This window comes from Leptospira sp. B5-022 (assembly GCF_000347035.1).
GTDB classification, from domain to species: Bacteria; Spirochaetota; Leptospiria; order Leptospirales; family Leptospiraceae; genus Leptospira_B; species Leptospira_B cinconiae.
Genome location: NZ_ANIJ01000024.1, coordinates 1 through 21,020 on the forward strand (window position 1 = coordinate 1; position 21,020 = coordinate 21,020).

The 21,020-nt window shown below is 36.3% G+C and carries 19 protein-coding genes; 12 read left to right on the forward strand and 7 right to left on the reverse strand.

Annotation, left to right across the window (positions count from 1 at the left end; all coding sequences use genetic code 11):
- From LEP1GSC192_RS12080 to LEP1GSC192_RS12100, 5 genes are all read left to right on the forward strand, one after another.
- Nucleotides 1-1,370, forward strand: a 1,370-nt coding sequence (locus LEP1GSC192_RS12080; RefSeq protein WP_020770282.1) for a transposase, incomplete at its 5' end; no start/stop codon positions are given.
- Entirely contained in the window at nucleotides 1,360-1,683 is a 324-nt protein-coding gene (locus LEP1GSC192_RS12085; protein ID WP_020770272.1) for an HNH endonuclease, read from the forward strand. The genes LEP1GSC192_RS12080 and LEP1GSC192_RS12085, both read left to right, overlap by 11 nt.
- 1 nt (nucleotide 1,684) lies before the next feature.
- Complete coding sequence (locus LEP1GSC192_RS19265) at nucleotides 1,685-2,305, forward strand: hypothetical protein (protein ID WP_020770266.1); 621 nt, start codon at nucleotides 1,685-1,687, stop codon at nucleotides 2,303-2,305.
- Nucleotides 2,295-2,660 (forward strand): hypothetical protein, encoded by a 366-nt coding sequence (locus tag LEP1GSC192_RS12095; RefSeq protein WP_036089998.1) that lies wholly within the window; start codon nucleotides 2,295-2,297, stop codon nucleotides 2,658-2,660. The genes LEP1GSC192_RS19265 and LEP1GSC192_RS12095 overlap by 11 nt, the downstream gene beginning before the upstream one ends.
- A 69-nt stretch (nucleotides 2,661-2,729) precedes the next feature.
- The gene (locus LEP1GSC192_RS12100; protein WP_020770273.1) at nucleotides 2,730-2,969 is read left to right on the forward strand and encodes a hypothetical protein; all 240 of its coding nucleotides are present in this window, start codon (nucleotides 2,730-2,732) and stop codon (nucleotides 2,967-2,969) included.
- 28 nt (nucleotides 2,970-2,997) lie between these two features.
- Here the strand turns inward: LEP1GSC192_RS12100 and LEP1GSC192_RS12105 are convergent, their stop codons facing one another.
- The gene (locus LEP1GSC192_RS12105) at nucleotides 2,998-3,585 is read right to left on the reverse strand and encodes a hypothetical protein (RefSeq protein WP_020770277.1); all 588 of its coding nucleotides are present in this window, start codon (nucleotides 3,583-3,585) and stop codon (nucleotides 2,998-3,000) included.
- A gap of 27 nt (nucleotides 3,586-3,612) precedes the next feature.
- Nucleotides 3,613-10,167: an RHS repeat-associated core domain-containing protein gene (locus LEP1GSC192_RS12110; protein WP_020770285.1), complete on the reverse strand. Its 6,555-nt coding sequence runs from the start codon at nucleotides 10,165-10,167 to the stop codon at nucleotides 3,613-3,615.
- Nucleotides 10,168-10,296: 129 nt separating this feature from the next.
- On the opposite strand from LEP1GSC192_RS12110, the gene LEP1GSC192_RS12115 reads away from it, so the two are divergent.
- Genes LEP1GSC192_RS12115 through LEP1GSC192_RS12135 form a run of 5 tightly spaced genes read left to right on the forward strand, consistent with a single transcriptional unit; the run spans nucleotide 10,297 to nucleotide 14,801 of the window.
- The gene (locus LEP1GSC192_RS12115; RefSeq protein ID WP_020770280.1) at nucleotides 10,297-11,274 is read left to right on the forward strand and encodes a hypothetical protein; all 978 of its coding nucleotides are present in this window, start codon (nucleotides 10,297-10,299) and stop codon (nucleotides 11,272-11,274) included.
- A gap of 13 nt (nucleotides 11,275-11,287) precedes the next feature.
- Nucleotides 11,288-12,160, forward strand: coding sequence for an LA_3334 family protein (locus tag LEP1GSC192_RS12120; RefSeq protein WP_020770289.1), 873 nt, complete (start codon nucleotides 11,288-11,290; stop codon nucleotides 12,158-12,160).
- Nucleotides 12,157-13,542 carry a kelch-like protein gene (locus tag LEP1GSC192_RS12125; RefSeq protein WP_020770270.1) on the forward strand — a complete coding sequence of 462 codons (1,386 nt, stop codon included), beginning with the start codon at nucleotides 12,157-12,159 and terminating at the stop codon, nucleotides 13,540-13,542. Before LEP1GSC192_RS12120 ends, LEP1GSC192_RS12125 begins: the two co-directional genes overlap by 4 nt.
- Before the next feature lie 4 nt (nucleotides 13,543-13,546).
- Entirely contained in the window at nucleotides 13,547-14,173 is a 627-nt protein-coding gene (locus tag LEP1GSC192_RS19270; RefSeq protein ID WP_020770267.1) for a M48 family metallopeptidase, read from the forward strand.
- 1 nt (nucleotide 14,174) lies between these two features.
- Complete coding sequence (locus LEP1GSC192_RS12135) at nucleotides 14,175-14,801, forward strand: hypothetical protein (RefSeq protein ID WP_020770268.1); 627 nt, start codon at nucleotides 14,175-14,177, stop codon at nucleotides 14,799-14,801.
- A gap of 36 nt (nucleotides 14,802-14,837) precedes the next feature.
- Here the strand turns inward: LEP1GSC192_RS12135 and LEP1GSC192_RS12140 are convergent, their stop codons facing one another.
- Both LEP1GSC192_RS12140 and LEP1GSC192_RS12145 read right to left on the reverse strand, forming a co-directional pair.
- Nucleotides 14,838-15,272, reverse strand: coding sequence for a hypothetical protein (locus tag LEP1GSC192_RS12140; RefSeq protein ID WP_020770281.1), 435 nt, complete (start codon nucleotides 15,270-15,272; stop codon nucleotides 14,838-14,840).
- A 233-nt stretch (nucleotides 15,273-15,505) separates the two neighbouring features.
- The gene (locus tag LEP1GSC192_RS12145) at nucleotides 15,506-16,231 is read right to left on the reverse strand and encodes a curli production assembly/transport component CsgG domain protein (RefSeq protein ID WP_020770286.1); all 726 of its coding nucleotides are present in this window, start codon (nucleotides 16,229-16,231) and stop codon (nucleotides 15,506-15,508) included.
- A 287-nt stretch (nucleotides 16,232-16,518) separates the two neighbouring features.
- Between LEP1GSC192_RS12145 and LEP1GSC192_RS19960 the strand changes: the two genes are divergently transcribed.
- Complete coding sequence (locus LEP1GSC192_RS19960; protein ID WP_020770283.1) at nucleotides 16,519-17,271, forward strand: HNH endonuclease; 753 nt, start codon at nucleotides 16,519-16,521, stop codon at nucleotides 17,269-17,271.
- An 85-nt stretch (nucleotides 17,272-17,356) separates the two neighbouring features.
- Nucleotides 17,357-18,400 carry a hypothetical protein gene (locus LEP1GSC192_RS12155; protein WP_020770287.1) on the forward strand — a complete coding sequence of 348 codons (1,044 nt, stop codon included), beginning with the start codon at nucleotides 17,357-17,359 and terminating at the stop codon, nucleotides 18,398-18,400.
- Between the two features lie 112 nt (nucleotides 18,401-18,512).
- On the opposite strand, the gene LEP1GSC192_RS12160 is transcribed toward LEP1GSC192_RS12155, so the two are convergent.
- From LEP1GSC192_RS12160 to LEP1GSC192_RS12175, 3 genes are all read right to left on the reverse strand, one after another.
- Complete coding sequence (locus tag LEP1GSC192_RS12160; protein WP_020770290.1) at nucleotides 18,513-19,322, reverse strand: hypothetical protein; 810 nt, start codon at nucleotides 19,320-19,322, stop codon at nucleotides 18,513-18,515.
- A gap of 9 nt (nucleotides 19,323-19,331) precedes the next feature.
- Nucleotides 19,332-19,766, reverse strand: a complete 435-nt coding sequence (locus tag LEP1GSC192_RS12165) for a hypothetical protein (RefSeq protein WP_020770275.1) — start codon at nucleotides 19,764-19,766, stop codon at nucleotides 19,332-19,334.
- 322 nt (nucleotides 19,767-20,088) lie between these two features.
- The gene (locus tag LEP1GSC192_RS12175) at nucleotides 20,089-20,934 is read right to left on the reverse strand and encodes a hypothetical protein (protein WP_020770284.1); all 846 of its coding nucleotides are present in this window, start codon (nucleotides 20,932-20,934) and stop codon (nucleotides 20,089-20,091) included.
- Nucleotides 20,935-21,020: the final 86 nt, after the last annotated feature.

The following is a 21,020-nucleotide window of genomic DNA, read 5'->3' on the forward strand; positions in this document are numbered from 1 at the left end:
AGGTAGTAACAGCAACAGAACTAAGTAAGAGACTAAGGATAGGATATAATGCAGCGAGCTTACTAAAGAGAAGATTCCAACTCTTTGCATCTGACCAAAACCCAAAGTATAAGAAGCTAACATACGATGCTTTAAACGATCAGTTCAAAGACTTCCTACTACCACCAAATGAGAATAGAGACATTAGCAAGATCATGGCAAAACGGCCCTACGTATGCGTAGACACTGCTGTATTATATTCTGCAGGTGAAAGAGCAAGCCAAGGTAGGAAAAGATACAGTCACAGAGGACAAACTTCTTCTATATACCTTTCAGAAAAGCTTGGAGGGAGACAAGTCGGAACTCTCGTCCAGACAATAGCTATTAAGAATGGACCAGTATTCTTCTCTTCTGTTCCAAATCAAAAGGCAGAGACTTTAGGACCTCTTATTAAAGAGCATCTCCCGACCAGCACTCCACTTTTTACAGATCAAGGCTATCCTTGGCTTTGGGGAATATATAGAAATCACAGAAGTGTAAATCACTCTGCAAGATCCAAAGATAATAGATTCAGATTTGCTCGTAATAGATGGAGTAAGAATGGAGTCCATAACCAAATAGCAGAAGGTAACCAGAGAGTTTTAAAAACTGCTTTTGCGGCTTATGGATATATAAAGCCAAAGTATTCGCAAATGTATCTGAATGAGTTTAGCTTCATTAAGAATGCTAATGTATTCGGATTGGATGTGCTGGTTGAAGATGGTGATTCTTGTTTGAGTGGGGATCGTTCTCCTTCGGATGAGAAAACGCCCGGGAACGGAGCGGTTGCGATTCGAAGGAAAGGATTTGTCCCTAAAGTTCCAAAGAAAAAGAAGGAAAATTGGCTTCAAGTTTCTATACACAAAAACTCATACAAAGTCACTCCACTTGAAGCAGTTCCGAAGATTTTAAGTCATACAGGGTATGGAACTCTCAATCCTTTGGAAAAAATCGAGAAGGCAAACAAAACTCTAAGAAAGGAATTTGAGAAATATAACTACTTTTGGACAAATGATTCAACGAAACGATTTAGAAGAGATCGAGAAATTGAATACCAAAAATATGCTCAAAAGATTTGGAACTTTGTTAAACATGAAAATGGAAAAGGGCGTAAGTGTTCAGTCAATCAAATCTGCGAAGAACTGAATCTCCATAAACAAACAGCCACACGAATACTCAATCGCTGGTTGAAACTGAAACTAATAGCAAAAAGGAGAGTCGGATATAACTATTACGATCGAAGAATTAACTTCTATATTAAAGTCTTAAAGGATCAACTCCCGTTTATTCTCTACACTAAATTCCGGCCAAGTAAGAAAGCTTCTTCCGGGGTTAGTAAGAATGAAAAATAACCCTAAGAAGAAGGACTATAAATTTGTTGCGAAAGATTTTTATAAGCTACTCGAAATCCAGGAATGGAAATGTTTCTTAACAGGTAGGACGTTAGAGCCAGAGAATACGAATGCTGAACATATCAAACCATTAAGAAAAGGAGGCGAACATGAATTTAAGAATATCTGTTTTGTATTGGAGCCGCTGGCGAAGTTGAAACGTTATCATACAGAAGAAGAAATCGTTCATTTAGCTTATGAAATAATTCTTTGGAAAGGACCTAAGTATGGTTATAAAGCTTTGCAAGTGTTATCCAAAGGCAAAGGAAAATAGGATGAAGAAGTTTCCCTATTGGTACGCCAAAAAGAACGCAGACATTATTAATTTTAAGTCCCACTCTTTTAAATGGGAGAGAAATACAAAGCCAAATTGGATCGATTGGAAAGACTGCCAGAAGTTCAATAGCAATCGATTTGATAATCTCCTAAAAGAAAAAGAAATTCCAATAGGGCCTTCTCCGGCTTGGAAATTCAGATCTATTCAGGTCAAGAATCTACTGCAAAGTGTCTTTACAAACTCAAGACCTTCTATTCGGGAACACTACATAAAGAAATCCATAAATGATTTCGCAGGTAAACATGATTCTATCGAGGAAATGAATCCTCTCTTCATGGAAGCAGCTCACTTGAAGATGACAAGGCTAAACTGCTATGCTCGGGATCTACGTGATGAGGAACGAGTATATAAACCGAAAAAATGGTACCTCTGTGCTAAGAGGAACTACTTGAGAATGCGATCAGGTAAGTTCTCTCAAATAGCTGACGACTATTCGAAATGGGACCTATGCTTCTTGGTGAATCGCAGATCCTTCGACAACCTCAAGCTCAATCCTTGGAAAACAACTTATGCAAAAGTCGAAAGTGCCCTTAAACTTACTTTGAAAAATGAAAGATGACTATAACCTTACAAAACTAACTTTAGAAATCGAAGATCTCCTTCTGGACCGGAAGGAAGCTATCTTAAAATTCCTCTCTTGCTTTGATAAGCAAATTCTAAAGGTAACAACATGGAAAGGAGAATCAACTGTAGGAGTTTTTAAGTTTTTCCTAACCGATGATTTAGAGGACAAGCAAATAATATCCACTCCATTTGATTATGGCGAGGTTTTATTGTTTGATACTTATGGAGAAATGAACGTTTTTGAGGCAGGTGAGATAGAAATGATAGAAGTAATTACTGATCCTATTACAGTAGCAATTTTTGAAGAGCATGAACTGATTAGTTTCCTATCTTCCAAAAGAAATATGTAACTAAAATTCTAACTTACATCCTTAAATCAAAAGTCATTTAAACAGTTAAAAAAAATATAATTAAATAATATGAAGCAAAAAATAGAAAACGTAGCATATGATTATTTTGTTTTTCTCGGCTTACTTATATTACTTTCCATTTATTGGGCTAAAATAGGTTTTCCAGGAAAATACGGAGCGTTAGGAATTAAGAGATTTCTAGAGTGGACTGAAGTTTGGCAAATATTCCCTAATTTATTCTTTTGCGATGTTGTCTTAGCTTTTGCTTTGGTATTATTTAAATTTTTAGCAGATTTGAATAATTCTTAAAAGTAAAATGAAATTACTATTCAAAATATTAACCTTGGATCAAAGATACTTTTAAAAATCTCAAATTTGTTTGAGCTGGGTTTTGAAAAAACAAATAAAGTAATATTGAAGCTTCTAGGTAAGACTTATATTCGGGAGAAATTTCTATTTTTAGAATCGGATTTATATTTTTAGTAACAATAATTGGAGGGCAAACAATATTTTGATAAACAGTATATCCGACAGCAACTTCTTCAGAACTGCATACTGTATTTGATGATAAACTGATTCCAGACAAATCAAAACTGATATTAGTTTTTATATTTTCCCAATACCCACCTCTTAGCCTAAGCGAACCGTCAAATTTACCGAGGGGCAATGAAATATTTACCCCTTCAGAAGATACATCTAATAATCCTTCTTTAAAATCTACTATGCAAGAACTAGAATTCTGCTGACTAAGGCATAAATATTGGACTTCAAGTGAATTATATTCTTTTGTAGAACGATCAATTAGTTGGATAGTTAAGTAATTTCCTCCCGTCCCTTTTACCAAATTAGAATTCTTTAAATTCTCATTCGTCTTACAGGAAAAAGTAAAAACAGTCGCTACTATAATTATAGTACTAAATTTCATTGATAACAAGTTTAGAAGGATTGCAATTTAATCGCAATCCGTAAATTCCTGATTACCTACATAACATGTTCCTGGAGCCGTATTATACTTTTTATACTGGTAAAGCTCTACTAAAAATCTAACTATCGGGTTCTCGTCGAATCCCCATTGATAATACAGAATAAATACTCCGGCTATTCCAATATCAGTTATCGGAATTATTCTTCCTTGGTCGGAATTATATAATTCTATAAAAGAGTCGAAAATAAATCCACTGAGAAAATTTCCACCATACCCCAAGATACCTTTTACTACGGAAGAGAATCCACCACTGAAAGGATTTGACCAATGGAAAGTATAATCTCGGTGTCGTTTACCAAGAACTTCTTGCTCAAAAGCTTCACCAATTCTTCTGGCTGTTTGATCCACTCCTCTTGCAGCGGCTCGAAAGCCCCTTTCAATGCTTGCCATTGCTCCTTTAAATCCATGATCTACCCTTCGGAAATGTGCTTTAGCTCCATCGTCTACTCTTCGGAAATGTGCCTTAACTCCGCGATCTAATGAAGATAAATAGCTTTTGATTCTATGATCTATTCCTCGTGCATAACCTCGTAAGCTATGGTCCATTGCTCTTAAAGGACTCCGAACAGCGTGGTCTATCCTACGTAAATATCTTCTATAAGTATGATCCACTCTTCTGAAATGATCTTTCCAAGTATGATCAATGCTGTGACCTACAGTACTCATAACGCCATTCGCGTGATGAAACATCTTCTTAAGTATTTCATTAAACATGTGAACATATTCATTATGCCCACCGGGGTCTCGGAAGTTCACAGGATTTCCGCTTACATACATATAACGGTTCATCCCTTGAGATTTTGCTGATGCTATAACTGAATCTGGTTGTATAAATCTTCCAATCTTTGGATCAAAGAATCTTGCTTTATAATAATATAAAGAGGACTCTCTATCTTCTTGTTGTCCTGTATATTTATAACGGAAAATGTCAGGTCCAGAGGAATTAGTTCTATCGATTTCACCATAGGGCTTGTAAGCAATCAAACTTGCTCCTCCGAGATCTCCACCAGTTAAAGCACTTCCTTCCCCATTAGAAACCATTGAAATCGAACCTAAATGGTCTGGATGGAAGAATATCATTCCTGGTATTGGAGTTCCACCTACAGAACCTGAACCTCCTCCAGATCCATTACCTGGAGAATCTATTGAAGGAGTCCCGTCGGTATTTCCAACTGGAATTAAAGCCCAAGGTGGAACACCTTCCTCGCCTTGATTTGGGATAAATATTCCACAATTATTAACTGTAGAAAAGATCATCACAGTTAAAACTAAAGGTGCAAATGAAGATAAACGAGGATTTGAAAGTTCCTTGATCTTCTCTTTATTTTTCCAGAACCAATAATATGCTGTAATAAGTATTAATGTCCATACCACCAAATCGTAACGGAGAGATAACTTACCGCTGTAATCATATAAGAAAGAATGAAAGCTTGATTTACTAATTCCTGCTAATTTATCGATGCCTGGTTTCCAATATTCTTTTGCTAAAATATTCGAATTGGATACTTCCATTATAGAAATTAAATTAGCATCTTGTCTTGTTAACTGAGAAACTAAATCTCCAGAAAGTCCTCTTATGTATAGAGTATGAGTATCTGGCTGACCAGGCTTACGAACGACTTCATAACTTGGGTCCGGATAATATTCTATAGATGCATCTGCATCTCTTACTTTTTTAATTCTAGCTCCATCAAAACCATAGTTCATACGAATGCGATCTCCGCCTCCATAAGGTTGGATATCCACCAACTTACCAAAAGCATCGTAAGTTAAAGCATCTCCTCCTCTATTTACTATGTTTCCGGAGCCGTCGTAGCTGTATGAGGTAGTTCCCGCAAGATCGGAAGTCGCTGAAGTTATTCTGTAAGGTCTTGAAGAATCGGAATAACCTAAGGTAGTATCACCTTTTTGTTTTAAGTTACCTCTTGAATCATAAGTATAACTTTCTGCACCGTATTTTCCTGTAGCAGATACCAAACGATTTAAGGAATCAAATTGGAAATTTTGAGTTCTGTCAGGTCTGAGAAGGTCTGTTATTTTTTGAATATTATCTTTAGAATCATATTCATAGGCAAGGTTTTGCGCGATTGATCCATTCTTCAAAGTAGTCTTAATCCCAGTAGGACGTTTTAGGATAGGATCAAATGCGATATCTGATTGGACTCCATTTCCTAAAGTTCTCAATACTCTAAAGTTTCCGGAAGTTCCAGGGAATGGACCTTCATATTTTACGACCGGGTGGTTATAACTTCCTAAGTCAGGCATATCCATTGTGATGCCAGTCATTACACCCATTTCGGAATAGAAATAATGACTTACACTTCCATCAGGATAGGTAAAATCTTGTAATCTGTCTTGATTGTCGTAGGAATATCGGAATACAAAAGTTAAATCATCAATCGTTCTAACTTTACGGACGATATTCCCTTTAATATTATATTCCAAATTTGTAGTTCCTAATCCGTCACTAATAGAAGCTGGTCTTCCTATCCCATTCGAAGCGGTATCATAAGTATATAAAATCTGAGTTTCACTTCCGTCAGTATATGTCCGAGTGATTCTATTAATATCATCATACTCGTTTCGGATTGATCTTCCCCTTGCATCTACTGTTCGAGTTAAATTACCTTCAGTATCATAATCATGTGAGGAAGTTCCTGAGGAAGTATCGGAAACTGTTTTCTTATTTCCAAATAAATCATAAGTAAAGTTCGTTTCCCCTTGAGCGGGATCAATGATCTTCGTAAGGCGGTTCGCCTCATCATATTCGTAGGAAATGATAGCTCCGTTAGAACTTTTAGAAATTGTATTTCCGAAGGTATCCTTGGTCTCGATTTCTGTGCTTAGAGTTTCTGATCCTTTTTTAACGACCGAGGTAGTAGTTAGGCCGTTGTAAGTTACACTTACAGTTTTTCCATCTGGAGAAGAAATTAAGCTGACTCTTCCTTCAGGACCTGTATATTCATAATTTACCCAGTCACTTGGAGTTACATTCTGGATATACGGGGTAGATTGCTTTTGAAGTTTTCCATCGGCTCTATATTCTGCTTCCTCAACTAAAAGTGACCCTTGGATGGAAGTGCTTTCCTTCCTGCGTACATTACCGAATATATCGATGTATTCTTTATAACGAAGCTCTCCATAGGAATCATCTCTTACTGATTTTTGAGAATATTCCTCGTTCGGCTTTCCAGTGTTTCCGTATTCAAATTCTTCCGACCAATCGGATTCCCCAGGTTTTATCCTCCGTAAGATTCTCCCATACGCATCAAACGCTCGGGTCTCAGTCCCTCCGTTTGCATTAGTTACTTTTGTTTCTAATCCGTATACAGAATCATATTCCATAGAAGTAGTATGACCTAAAGGATTAGTAGTTTTAGTAACAAATGTAGAAGTAGCTGAGTCGTATTCAACATTTGTTTCTTTCCCCTTAGAGTCTGTTACTGTTATAGGATTACCGTAAGTATCATAGGCAAAAGTTCGAGTCCTTGTTACCGATGTACTTGGAAATTCGGTTACTATTCGAAGTTCCTTATCATCGTATGTATACACCTTACTGTCTGTAAGAACTCCATTGCGCTCTGTTTTATCCGTTGAAGGTTGGTTCAGCACCCAATTAGCTGTATCACAAGCATAAGTCTGAGTACGAGTAATTGTGCCTGAAGTTCCAATCTCACTACTTACTTTAGGGTTTCCACATGAATCATACGTAAAAGTCGAAGAAGAGGATGCTACTTGGACTCCACCCAGGTATGTTGTCTCCGATGAAGCACTCATACGACTATAAGGAATAGAATTGAAGCTAGCGGACTCGTATGTATAAGTCTTTTGTGTAACTATACTTTCTTGTGCTCCATTAACGTATCGCATCTCTTCAGAGATCTTTTTTCCTGAAAATAAATATGAAGATTGATTATAAGTTTCAATAATCTTTACGTTCGTTCTTGAATTAGAAGTTGTAACTTTCGAAAATCCTAAATATCCGCTTGTATATGGATCTCCGATCGCTATTTTACCGTTTTCATAAACGTAAGAGATTGTTTCAGAAACTGTATCGCTTAATTTATTAGTTATAGATGAAACGATTAAGTCCCCTCCGTTGTCTGCGATGATGGGATAGGAATTGCTCGAAGGTAAAATTAGATTAGATACACTTGGATCATTTCTACGGATATATGAAATACTACTTTCTAATCCATAAGCTCCCGTGATTTTAGTGAGAATATTACCAGGTAATCCAGTTTTAGAAATGTAGGCTTCCCAACCTCCGGTTATGCTATTGTTTGGAACTTTATAAACTACCAGATCTAAGCGACCATCTGAGTTTAAATCGACCAGATCAAACTCATCTGAAGCCGCTATAGTTTTAACAGGACTTGAAAGTATCGTTGTCCCATCTGATAAGAAAATTCTAATATTTGTTCCGTCTCCAGCGACTAGATCATCGAAACCATCTCCATTCATATCCCCGAATCGATAGGACTTGAACTTGTTCGCTTCGTTATTAAATGTTAAACCAGGGATGCTGACTGTTGTTGGGGTAGAAGATAATGAATCGAATTGGTTCCAGTAGATTTCAAGGGAATCGTTTTCATACGTTATGAAATCTAGTAGCCCATCTCCATTGGGATCGCCCCAAAATCTAGTAGCTAAACTACCCGAATCTGGATTGAAATTAGCAGATTGACCATTGTTTCCTACTGTATAAGAATTTAGGATCAGACTATTTAAATCAGAGCTAAATCGGTATACTTCAATACCGTTGGAAGAAGTAAATCTTACAAACTCGGGTATTGAATCAGAGTTAATATCAAAGAACTCACCAGGATTGGAGACTACGCCAGGAACAGGGTATATTTTTTCATTTGTAAAGCTGGTCCCATTAGAAAAGCGGACTCTAATTTCATCGGGTCCCGTTATGCGGATATGATCTGATCTACCATCTCGATTAATATCATAAAGCCAACTTAATGTATAAAATTGTGGAACTTCCGTTAAGTAAGTTGGTGAAGAGATAGAATATGCGAAGTCATCTGCGATTGCAAATTTAACACCATCAGAAGTATAAAGTTCAGCCAAATTTCCGCTTGATATACTCAAATCTGATCTGGCATTTCCATCGATATCTCCGAATGCGAGGCTGCGTAAGGTGTTAAAATTGATACCAACTATATTTTTATCTAATGTTGGGTTACTTGAAGAAAATGATCCATTTTTTCCATTAAACAATACTCCAATTTTTGTCCCGGAATCCTCATCCCCGTAAAATCTTATATAATCGGGATAACCATCTCCTTGAGCATCTCCCCAAACTCCTATTACACGCGGAGATTTAATTCCATAGTTGCAAGAATCATAATATGCTTCGACATATAACTGGCATGCTAATCCCCAGGTTGCCTTAGTGTTCATACAGGCAGTGTATGATGCAGGCTCAGCAGCCAAATACGAACAATCTGTCGTCCCGAAGACTGTACACGCATATGCTCCTTCTACACAACGTGTCTTATCATACATGGGAGTACGGGACCAAAACTTTAATTGTTTATCTGAAATATCCCAGCTTGTATTTCGATCTAAAGAATAATTTCCGTATGCAGAATACTGAAAACTGACAGGAATAAAGGACCCTGTTCCAAATTGGGGATGGGATTCTTCTCTATCAATAGAAGTTAATCTTTTTCTCCCTTGTTCACCTGTTTCATATTCAAAAGAATAACTACGCACCTGGGAGCCATCAATTGAGATTTGAATTTCAGAAAGCAATTGACTACCTACTGTTTGAAGTCCGCCAGAATAGGATATTATGCTTGATCCGGAACTTTCATACACGAATGAAATTGTTTTATTTTGATAACTTATGGTTTGGGGATAGAGTCTTTTAACATTTGGAAGATAAGTAAAAGTATAAGAATTTCCAAATCGATCTTCAGCTTTCCTTAACCCCCAGATTACTGGAATCCCAGTTGCATTAGTTATAACGGAATCAGATGAGCCTCCGAAGGTGTAAGTATTTCCAAAAGGATCTTTTACGATCCAAACACAAGATGAATCATTACAGGTAGATTGTTTTTGAAATTGAAAGAAGCTTTCCGGCTGTGATCTGTATTCTGTCCCATTTCCGCTAACATCAACTAAGCGACCAGCTAAGTCGCTTGTAAAAAAGTCATTCGAACCGTAAGTCATTCCGGAAGAAGTTTCTCTATATATTCCTGAAAATCCTGAGAGAGACCAACCCTCTCCTAGTAATCCTTCTCCAGATTCCACTGAATAAGAAATGTTTATGCTTGGTCCCCAATCTTTTCGAGCAGGAGGTAATTCGATAGGAAAGCTTGCTCCGATTTTTCCTCGGAAATTGACATCTAAAGCGGGTAAATCAATCGGAATCTCGGATTCCTGCGTTAGGCTTCGTAGTGCAGAAGAGAAATATCTAGAAAGCGGTGCAAAGGAGAAGCCTAACGTAGTCCCTGCTACAAAAAGTAAAATTATCCCAAATTGGATAGATTTCTTTCTTTTAATCATTCCAAAACACCCTTTCTACTTCTAAAATTCCCTAAAAAAACATTGCATTGTAGGGTAATTCTAAACTTTGTTTATTTGTTGGTATAAAAACGAAGTATTTCCAATATTGTGTCAAGTGAATTTGTTAAAATGAAAATTTATCCCAATCATATACTCTTTGCTTCGCCTTTTTCATGCTTTAAAAATAACTTAAAATTTTATCTAACGTACGGAATCTTCGTCTTCGAATTTCTTTCTTGTACGTTTATTCCTGTCTCGGGTTGGGGAACTGTCACAGGTGCGGAAGCAAAAAGAAAATTAGAAGCAGCAATATCTTCGCAAGCGTCGATTGCAACCTTTCTGAATCTTTCTGGAATAAGTAACAGTGGAACGTGTGGAAGTGGGGCAACTAATCAAAATCTATCAGAGAATGAATCTAATGGTAACGACACCTTTCAGGATGCATATCAATCTAGTAACAATAAAGTATTAGTTCCTGGAATTAACGGATCGACGATTACATATTCTGGAACAATCGATTCAGATAATGAATTTGATTTTATTTATGTTTATAGCAATGTTACCACTCAAATAGATGTTCTTAAAACTAATGGAACGGCGACCTGCGGTGCTTTTTATGGCTTCGATTACAATGGTAACAATACTACAGAAGATGTAAGATTTGGGTCTCCGGACAATATAGGACACGGTTTTTATGGATCAGGACCGTCGTTAACAGATAATGATGAAATATACATCAGATGCACAGGTACAACTGCTCAGACATACACTATTTTATTCACTGATGAAACTCCAGTAACCCCAACTACACCTGGTATTACAGATCCTTCAAACTTATCTGATAATACTTTTCTATCTAGTTATATCTTCTTCAGTATAGCTCACATAGATTCTGCTAAAACATATACAGTAGAATCCGTAGACTCTTGTCTTTCTGAGATAAAGAAGAAAGGACCTATGATTACAATATACAATGCAGAAGCAAAACGTCAGGCATCTCAGTGTGGCAAAGAAACTATTACTATCGATAGAAACATAATGCTTGGCAACGCTTGTAAATTAGAACAAGCAAAAACGATCCAACTTGGTGATATAGGATTCCCCTAAAGGCTAATACTTGATGCGAATAACTTTTTATCTGTTCTTATTCATTGTCTGTTCTTATCAAATTACAGCCGCAGAATTACTTCTAAAAAATGGAAACTCGTTCTTATTAGATGTAGTCCATGAAGATGATCGAAATGTTCAAGTAAATTGGAAGGGAAGAGTTTATACAATTCCGAAGAAGGAAGTCCAGAAATTAGATTATTCTAAGAAAGGAACTCAATCTTCCCATCGTTACTCCACATTTACATTGAAAGATGGAAGTAAAATTCGCGGGGTTATTGCGGAAGAAAGAGACAAGGGATATACAATCAGAACCGATGTCGGCTTTTTAGAAATAGATAAATCCCAGATCCAAGATATGGACAATGGAGGAAGTTCTTCCCCCGATCTGCCTAATGAATACTTAACTGAATCATCAAAACAGCCTGAGACCATCTTTGGTGGAAGTCTTAGTTTTTTAGCAAATACTTCTCCGATCGCACCTGCCCACAGCATAACAGGGGGTGCAGGATTTTTCGTAGAACCAGCTTTCTTATTTTTATCGGAAAAATACCAAGTTGGTTTTAAAGCTGAATATCTTGTTTCACCAGGTACTTCCAATTATTCTTTTCTCAACGCATATTCCTATCTTAAAAGAGATTTCGGTATAGGAGATTCAAAGAACTGGTATGGAATCTTAGGAGCCGGGTTTGGTTCCGTTAGATATCAAAGAGGAGAAACACAAGTTTCAGGGTTGGATCCAATCGGTTACGTTGAGTTCGGATACCAAGGATGGAAACTTGGAAACATGGTCCTTCGATCTGGACTTAGAGCTAACTGCTATTTTGAGTCAAGAGGAACTGTCTGCATGGGTGGATTAGAAATTTCCTTAGGATATAGAATATGAAAAGTTTATACCGAAGTTTCTTCTTTTTACTCATATTAACTTCTTTAGCTTATTGCGATAACTCTCCTTTGAATGAAGGAGGGGGTTTAGAGGATGTATCAGTAAAATCTTTCTATCTATCGAACGGCTCAAAACAAGTTCAGTTCACTTGGACCTGCTCCGAATCGGCTGAAGGGTATATCTTCTATACTGATGGTAATGGTTCCCAAAATATTCTAATCAGTCCAAAAGCAGGAAAGACTCATTTACTCCCATTAACTAACCTCACACCAAATTCAGAATACACTGCATATTTAGGATGCGGAAAACCAGAAGACAGAAGAGTTATGATGGTTCCCTTTAAAACTTGGATTAGTGATGATCCAATTAAAACGAGAGGTATTTGGTTGGTAGGAGGTGTCGGAGCGGATAACAATCCGGTTGCTCAAATAGATTTATATGACCCAGTAGATAACCACTGGTATCCTTCTATTACAAGAGTTCCAACGCCGAGAGCATTTGCTTCAGTGGTAAATTTTAAGGGAAAGATTTTTGTAATCGGAGGATTAACTAAATCCGGATCTACTTTTTCTGTTTCATCCGCTGTAGAAGCTTACGATCCATTTACAGGAATTTGGACAACTTACAGTTCTGCTCCGGATGCGATTCATAGTGGAATCTCAGCTACTGTCGGAAATGAAATTTACATTATCGCTAATGCACTAGATACGAATGTAACGGTAGGATACCCAACAAGCCGAGTATATAAACTCTTTCCAGAAATTGGGACACAAGGAACTTGGTCGCCACTCTTTACCTCCTTAACTCAAATTCTTCCCAGAGTGGATATGGGAGGTTGTGGAATCAACGGAAGTATTTTCTACACAGGAGGGCGATTAGCCGCTGATGGATCTGCATCGTCCTTTAATTCGGATGCTTATATTCCAGCCTCTAACTCAACCACTTCTATTGGAGAACCATCTATCAATACCTCTGCACGACATGGAATGGGAACTGCTTGTTATCACCCGATTCCTAGCGATCCAAATCCTGGAGATGGTCCTGGAGTTTTGGTTGTAGGAGGTTCTACTGCTAGTAATTTATTCCAACCTGTTACACAAGTTACTCCAACGAATCTTTATGATTTTTATAGATTAGGAACAAGTTCTGCAAACTTTCAAGCAGGTCCGGTATTACCAGTAGCTACATACTTTCCTGCTGCCGAAATTTCTTATGATCTCCGAATGGCTTTTGTTTTCGGCGGAGCTACCGCCTTAAATATCCCTAGTAAATCGGTCTACTCGATAGATTTGGGAAGCCCTGTTGCAGGACCTTGGACAAGTATTACCTCGGAAATGCCAGTAGCAAGATATGGTCATTCAGCAGTAATAATCAGCAGGTAAGTGTATGAGAAAAGTATTCAGAATAATTCTTTTAAGCCTGTATTTTTTATCATTTGTTAATATTTATTCAGAATCAGGAGAAACAAATTACTTTCAGATACGAGAACTAATCAATCGAAACAAGATAACGGAAGCCCAAGAAGCTCTTAAGCCGTTACTGGAGTCGGAACCAGATAACCCCACTTTAAATCTTTATCAAACAGAGATCTGGATAATTCAGGGTGAAGAAAACTACCATACCGGAAATTTAAAAACTGCATATGAATACTTTACAAAGGCCCAAGCTACATGGGCAAGTCATCCTACTGTCAGAAGTAGAATAGCTGAGCTACAAGGAAAGAAGCTTGTAGATCGACCTAAAAATATAGAAAAGCCGAGAGTATGGCAATCTCTCTCCGAAGTTCAAAATAAAAACACCTTAATTGTTTTAGCCGATCCTGAAGTAGTAGAATTAACAAATCAACTTAAAGATGGGCTGAAGTCTCGAATCACTGAGTTAGAACAAAGAACTGTTGGACCAGATACAAAAACAGAGTTCTTTAATATTCCTCAAAAATGGATTCTATCTTTATTTGGAATCTCACTTTTGACTAATTTATTACTATCTGTTTTATTCTTCAGAAAGAGATAAAATGAAGTATTCCTCCCTATTTTTCATATTTCTAATAGTAAACTGTGTTACAAGATACGGAACAATAAAGACAGAATCTAATGATTCAAAACCAGCTACATCTATTATTAATATCGAAGCGTTACGTATAAATGGGTATTATTTCGGTAGGCTAAAGTTAAAGAAATTAGATAAATTTGGCAGGGCTACTATTCAACATTTAAATGGAATAATAGACTTCCGTCATTTTAATACACTTAGAAAACAATTAGCAAATATAGAGCTTGAGAATGCAATCTACAAAGGAGAAATTATTATATCAAATAAAGATAATCAATTTTTCCAATACTCTGTCGAAGGATCGGCTTCCATTGTGTTTGATTCAGAAGACCATAAAGAAGTTGGAGGAAAATTCGGTGGACCTTGCATACAAAAGGAATTTTCAAAATTAATCTGCCGCGACCTGGTGCTTTCTGGAAATTCTCTTAATTTCTCAGTTGAAGATTTACAAAAGGATGAATTTTCATTTCTATTAACTTTTGCTATTCTTATCTTTCCAGCCTATATAACATTTGAATTCGGCTTACCTATTCCGTTATTTGGATTTTTGGGATACAACCGGAATCTACTCGTCAAAGAAATATTGTAGAGGGTAGATCCGAAAGGTTTTACATTAAAAGACTTTTTACATCGGATTCGAAATCTCTAATTGAGTACGAACTACGCTAGGAGGTAAGATCCCATTTCCAAGTGTTATAATAGAAAAAAAGATACTTACTCCCCATTGCTCCTCAATTTCATTCGTAAGAATAATTTTAACCTCAGTCTTCTTTCCCTGTTTCACTATAATATTTTCGCAATCATACTTTTCTAAAAGGTCTGTCTTTACAGAACATCTCTTATTTATATCTTTTATACTTTGGCTCTTGATAAAAATCGCATCCAATCGAAACGAATGAGGAAAATCCGAACCATAACCGGAAAGCACCCCTGAATATGTTCCCTCCAGAACCTTGAATTCAATCGACTCGCTCTTCTCTATAGTAACGGTTCCATCTGACTGCAAAGTTTCGCAGACATTCGTACCAAATTCTAAGAAATAGTTTTTTGCGAAAGGCATACTCGGGAGAGTTCCAAGTGATTGATAGAGATATTGGTATTATTTTCAAACCTAAAAGAGATTATTCCTAAATTCTCTTTTTCTAAAATCTTTTGATCATAATATACAATTTGATTCGAAGAACATCCAAACATAAATATGATTGGAATTAGCTTTAATCGCCAAAATAAATCCCGAAAAGAAAACATATTTACCCTTGAAAATAACAAATGCATATAACAGCTAAAATGTTTTTAATAAAGAGTCATTACACCGGGATATGCTCTTCTTATCACGTCATGCCACTTATCATCTGGGATTCCGCTAAACCACTTCTCAATTGCTCTAGTCAGTAAGGCTTCATTCAATTTATCGCCTTCAACAGAAACTTCGCCTACCGCAAGTATCCCACCATCTTCTACTGAAATTAATTTACTTGTTAAGAGAACTTCGTATTTGCGAGAGTAAGCTCCTCGAACCTTAACATCAAGTCTACTCAGCATAATTAAATCTGCTGTCGCTAACTTTCCTATTTGAATATTCTTCGCATTGTCAAAGAGCCCAGTTTGATATAACGATGTTTCTTTTAAGATCTTAACTACTTCACTTCTTTCAAGAGGGGTAAATTTCTTATCAAGAAGATGCATATTCATTTTTGTGATCAATCTATCTTCAAGAGAATTTAAGTATTCCTTAGAATCTGTCTCTGCCTTTTTCAAGACCGCATTATATCGGTCATCGTTCGATTTAATTCCTCTCTCCTTTTCAGCTTCCGAGATCCCATTCGTAGCTTGGAGAAATTTAGAGAATCCATCGGAAAAAGAATCACTCTCAACAGAATTAGCATAAAACTCTACGGCAAGGACCGCGACTTTGTTTTTCTTTGCGTAGCCTTCCTTTTCCACCGAGCGAACTTGAACACTCGAATCCGAGCATCCGATTAGAATTAAAATAGATACGGAAATGATGAAAGATCTCATTGAGCTCCAGTTTCGACTAACCTATAATTAGCCCAAAACGTTTTATATTGAATATATCCGAAATATAATAACGTCGGACAAGAACTTACTTGATTCTTTGCTAATATTTCTTTCCTTTTAGAGAGAGGGATAGAGTGCCTTGAATCCGAAGATTTATAGATACGAATATCCACGCTTTCACACAGCCAAACCCATATTATTAAAATCCGCTGATTGCGGATAGCGTTGGTAATACATTCTCTTTTTGAACAAGGCAAATTCATAATATATCCCACAAAAGAGGATAAATGGGACTTCCACGCTATTTGCAAAACAAAAAACAAGAAATCTGGAAGGAGATAGATTCTGGAAATTTAAGTATCGGAACGGCGAACTTATTTGCCAACTTTTTTCTTAACAGCATTATTCGGAAAAGTCATACACTTCTATCATACCAAAAACTTGATCCTGCATATCAATTTCTATTAAACATACACATTAAAAACGAAGAGAAATGTTATGAAAATCTAACATGTTGGCAATATGTTACCAATCAAGTTTTAAAAGACTGGTATAGATTTTACGAGCAAAAGAAACATCTCGACAATCAGTATTCCATTATAGAAGAAGATCTCTTTATAAAGTTTAATCGCTCTCGCAAAAAGAATGGAAATAGAGAAGCTTCTCGCGATTTACGAATTGTAAAGATTAAACGCCGACAAATTACATGGTTAAATAAAATCAACAACGCTAAACTTGAAAAACATCGGGAGGAATGGCACTCCAACCCTCTACTTTATGATTTAAAGTATAATAGGGTATTTCAATCTCGTTGTTTTCCCGGGATGCTAAGTGAACTAATCTTCCGAAGAGATAATTACACATGTCAGATTTGTGGGATAACTAGAAAATTAGCCATTAAGAATGGCCTTTATATGGAAGTAGACCATATCATTGAATGGGAGGACGGAGGTAAAACAAGTTATTCTAATGGTCAAACACTCTGCTCAAAATGCAATAAAGCGAAACATCATGTCAAAAAACTATTACGCAAGACCTAGAAAAATATTGAAAAGATTTTATAAGCTGGTAGGTAACATATATATATATAAAAGAAATAATTAATATAATGCGAAAGATCGTGATATGAAACCTTGGATTAAATACGTTAAAACAATCCTTCTTATTATCTCCCTTGTCTATTGGATGCGAATAGAAGGGCAATCTCAACAATTTACGATAGCTGGAATTCCAGTATATTGCACGGATCCTTCTGGAAGGCCTGTAACAATCGTATTAGTCCGACAATTAAGAGATATTGCAGTCTCAAACATCGAGTCAAACGGATTACCCACTATTAAAATTGATATCGATATTTTCTTTAGTAAATCACCGTTAATCCAAATGTATTTCTTTGCACATGAATGCGGACATCATATTAGCGGTGATATGATTCGAATTCACTATCAAAGAAGAGATTCACTCAATAGAGAGAAAACAGCCGATAGAATTGGAATCCGAATGCTGCGAGACCAGCTAAAAATAAATTTGGACCAAGTTAATGAAATTGCAAATTCATTAAGAAATAATCCAGGCATGTTTCCCTACTATCTACCAGGCCCAGAAAGAGCCAAATGGATCTTAGATTGTTTCCGAACGAATACTGATAATTGTGAAGAGCATGTGGTAATCAACCCTAAAGATTGCTATGCAATCGAAACTGCAGAAAAGAATATATGTGCCAGCGACCAAAGATTATGCAGAAGAGATTGCCAAAAGGAATATAAAGGAAATAGAAGAGACATTAGGGTCTGCGAAGATAACTGTTTTGAAAGCAAATTACAATGTGATGATGAAGCCAATTTAGTCGTAGAATATTGTGAAGCAAAAAATAATTTCTCACGATTAAGTTGGGGGCCAAATGAAGGTCCTCAAAATTGGCAAAATGCATCTTCAATTTGTTCGACTAAACGAATGAGACTCCCTTCATTACCAGAATTCTTAGTAGCATATGAAAGATCAGTTCACAGAAATTGGGCCGACTGTAACGGATGCAGCCATAATTACTGGAGCTCAACGACTGTGGATGTCGGCAAAGTGAAAGTTGTAAATATGAATTCCGGAACTCATCATACGCAAAGAACCAATCAAGACGCCACATTCGAAGTTAGATGCGTTTCCAGTAATTAAGATTTAACTTGAAAAATAAATCTAATGAGGAGATACATTTTTTGTTCAAAGTCTGTTCCAATCAATTCAACTTCAAGGAAACAGATTGCACGTTATGGTAAGTAAAGTATTTTTACAGTAAGCGGTTCACTATGGGTAAATTTACTACATTATCTGAAATAGCAAATTTTAACTCCAATATTAAACGAGATTTCTCTATCTTAGTTTCTAAATCATATTGACCACTATCAACTTTACTAAAAACACCTTCGTTATTCGCTCTAAAAAATCCTGGGTCAGTCCCGAAAAGCTTCTGTATATGCTCCGAATCTTTTAATTTCCCTGAAATTAATACGAGAGCAAAGTTACTGTCAATTACCTGCAATACGTATCCTGCATTCCATCCGACTGGACTTGATCGAGAAACCAGTCTCCTCGAATATTGATTATATTTGCATAGCTGGCCAATTTTTAATTGCTCATCCATTCGAAAAAGTCGAACTCGACCGTCGATAAAGTCTAAAATCGATTTTGAGTCGTTTTCGTATGCGTGATTTAAAGCATTCAACGCACTTTGAAAATTCTTCAATCTCTCACTATCTTCTTTTCTTTCTTCAACAAGAACTAAATTGGATTTATATCTCTGAAAAATTGCAGAGACTTTTCCCAAAAGCATATCCGCAAAAGGAAGTATAAGAAAAGAAAATAATAAACCTGACAGGAAAGGTAAACCAACTCTAAAACAGAAATTATTCCGTAGAATTATTAGAAATTCAGACCATCCATCGACCGGATTATATTTTTCAGGCCAAAACATTCCGAAAACCAATAAGAATAACTTATCGGAGTTAATTAAGAAAAATGAAAATGCTATTGAACCAAATATTGGATGGCTAAAGCGGTTCGTAAAAGGCTTAGAAATTGTCTTTAAAATTTCATTCATAATTTCTATCTATTTATACTTACCACTATTAATAATACATTCTGGTACTTTACCTTTGTGTAATAACAATATTGGCTGTAAATTTTGGTCTTCTTTACGATTCATTTCCGAAGGGAATTCTTCCATCAAAGTATGTTCAACTCTTTCAATGACTCCTTCGAAAACCTTTCCAAGCATTCCTATATATAATTTCGCCCCATGCTGCAGACAACCTTCTATCCAATGTCTATAACTTGAACCGTATCTCGGATTGACTGGCTCACCATTTATTTTTCTTGGATTCCCGCCGAATACACTCTTATCCACTTTTCCCCAGTAGAATGGCTTCTTATCCCATTCATGCAAATAAACCCCTTGAGTATGATCTTTCGCATCCTCATATCTCTCACATAGCTTCCAAATTATTTCAATACTATCTATTTGATCTAATTCGAGCTTCGACATTTCTAAATCCTTTAATGCGTTTTTATATTATCGAAGAACTTCCCTTCATTCCAATCCAACTTTGGCTGATCCATAAAGATAGATTCCGCGGTTCGTATACCACAGGAATTACACAGAACCCAATAGTGCCATTCCCCAGTTTGAGCTTTTCTCTTTCTGAACTTAACGCCGAACCTGTTCTTACGCATTGGACATTTCTTTAAGTTTATTGACTGGCCAATAAACTTAAGCATTCTTTTTGCATCTCCAGATCATTCACTCAGTAGAATTCTTAAGAAGCGAGAAGCTTCCTACCAATCAAATTATGTTTAGTTAATATTCACTATTTTTCAATAGAAATCTTATTGAGAATGGCGGTAATTGACATAGACAAATAAAAAGCCATTTGGGCATCCGACCTTGTAACGTTGAGATTAATTTCTTCTTTTTTTCGAGAATGGGTGTGTTGATACTTAGAAATCAATTGAAAGCCAGAATTAATAAGTGCATTCAAATCACGTCCATACTCATCAGTATTTATATTATTAGAAGCATAACTAGCAATTTCCGAAGCCTGGTTCTTCGCCATTTCCAACAACCTTCTTGAATTGAAAATTACTTCTATCCAATCTCCATTCCGGAACGAGTCATTAATGGACCAAATTAGCGGAAATAAAGGTTTATCGTGCTCGTCACGTAAACTTGAAAATAAGCTTGTATGATCAACTTCGATTATAGAAAAAGAACCAAGTCCGAGGATTGGCGCGAATTTAGAAATCCAATCACTGCTATGAATTAAAACTTGAATATGCTCAGAAATGATTCGCGACTCTATATCTGCCCCATAGAATTTTAAATTTCGAAATTGTATTTTACCGTCTAAACCCACATCTTGGTTCGGCAGCAAATTTCTCTTTTCATGAATAAATGAAACTGATTCATTAGACAACTCAATATCGCACTTAAAATAGACTTCCTCGTGATAATGATCCGGTTCATCTGGTTTAAGTCGTAGCTCTTGACTTGTAACTCCATTTACAATTCTTCCTACTTGCTTCCCATGAAAGAAGAGAAAACCGTCAAAGTATATCGGAAGATTTCGATTTGTATAATAATCATATACGAAAGTCATTTCCATCATTGGAATAATTGAATTTGATTTTGGGCTTATTTCTTTTATCTTTATCATATCAAGTAACTTATTTCTTGTATTTTAGCAATTTTGAACTGCTATTATTAAAAAAATCCCGGAGGAACCTTCAACTTCCGAGAAGA

Bases quoted from the DNA above. Each gene is read 5' to 3' on its own strand.
- LEP1GSC192_RS12085 (WP_020770272.1), top strand. From the start codon at position 1,360: ATGAAAAATAACCCTAAGAAGAAGGACTATAAATTTGTTGCGAAAGAT.
- LEP1GSC192_RS19265 (WP_020770266.1), top strand. From the start codon at position 1,685: ATGAAGAAGTTTCCCTATTGGTACGCCAAAAAGAACGCAGACATTATT.
- LEP1GSC192_RS12095 (WP_036089998.1), top strand. From the start codon at position 2,295: ATGAAAGATGACTATAACCTTACAAAACTAACTTTAGAAATCGAAGAT.
- LEP1GSC192_RS12100 (WP_020770273.1), top strand. From the start codon at position 2,730: ATGAAGCAAAAAATAGAAAACGTAGCATATGATTATTTTGTTTTTCTC.
- LEP1GSC192_RS12105 (WP_020770277.1), bottom strand. From the start codon at position 3,585: ATGAAATTTAGTACTATAATTATAGTAGCGACTGTTTTTACTTTTTCC.
- LEP1GSC192_RS12110 (WP_020770285.1), bottom strand. From the start codon at position 10,167: ATGATTAAAAGAAAGAAATCTATCCAATTTGGGATAATTTTACTTTTT.
- LEP1GSC192_RS12115 (WP_020770280.1), top strand. From the start codon at position 10,297: ATGAAAATTTATCCCAATCATATACTCTTTGCTTCGCCTTTTTCATGC.
- LEP1GSC192_RS12120 (WP_020770289.1), top strand. From the start codon at position 11,288: ATGCGAATAACTTTTTATCTGTTCTTATTCATTGTCTGTTCTTATCAA.
- LEP1GSC192_RS12125 (WP_020770270.1), top strand. From the start codon at position 12,157: ATGAAAAGTTTATACCGAAGTTTCTTCTTTTTACTCATATTAACTTCT.
- LEP1GSC192_RS19270 (WP_020770267.1), top strand. From the start codon at position 13,547: ATGAGAAAAGTATTCAGAATAATTCTTTTAAGCCTGTATTTTTTATCA.
- LEP1GSC192_RS12135 (WP_020770268.1), top strand. From the start codon at position 14,175: ATGAAGTATTCCTCCCTATTTTTCATATTTCTAATAGTAAACTGTGTT.
- LEP1GSC192_RS12140 (WP_020770281.1), bottom strand. From the start codon at position 15,272: ATGCCTTTCGCAAAAAACTATTTCTTAGAATTTGGTACGAATGTCTGC.
- LEP1GSC192_RS12145 (WP_020770286.1), bottom strand. From the start codon at position 16,231: ATGAGATCTTTCATCATTTCCGTATCTATTTTAATTCTAATCGGATGC.
- LEP1GSC192_RS19960 (WP_020770283.1), top strand. From the start codon at position 16,519: ATGGGACTTCCACGCTATTTGCAAAACAAAAAACAAGAAATCTGGAAG.
- LEP1GSC192_RS12155 (WP_020770287.1), top strand. From the start codon at position 17,357: ATGAAACCTTGGATTAAATACGTTAAAACAATCCTTCTTATTATCTCC.
- LEP1GSC192_RS12160 (WP_020770290.1), bottom strand. From the start codon at position 19,322: ATGAATGAAATTTTAAAGACAATTTCTAAGCCTTTTACGAACCGCTTT.
- LEP1GSC192_RS12165 (WP_020770275.1), bottom strand. From the start codon at position 19,766: ATGTCGAAGCTCGAATTAGATCAAATAGATAGTATTGAAATAATTTGG.
- LEP1GSC192_RS12175 (WP_020770284.1), bottom strand. From the start codon at position 20,934: ATGATAAAGATAAAAGAAATAAGCCCAAAATCAAATTCAATTATTCCA.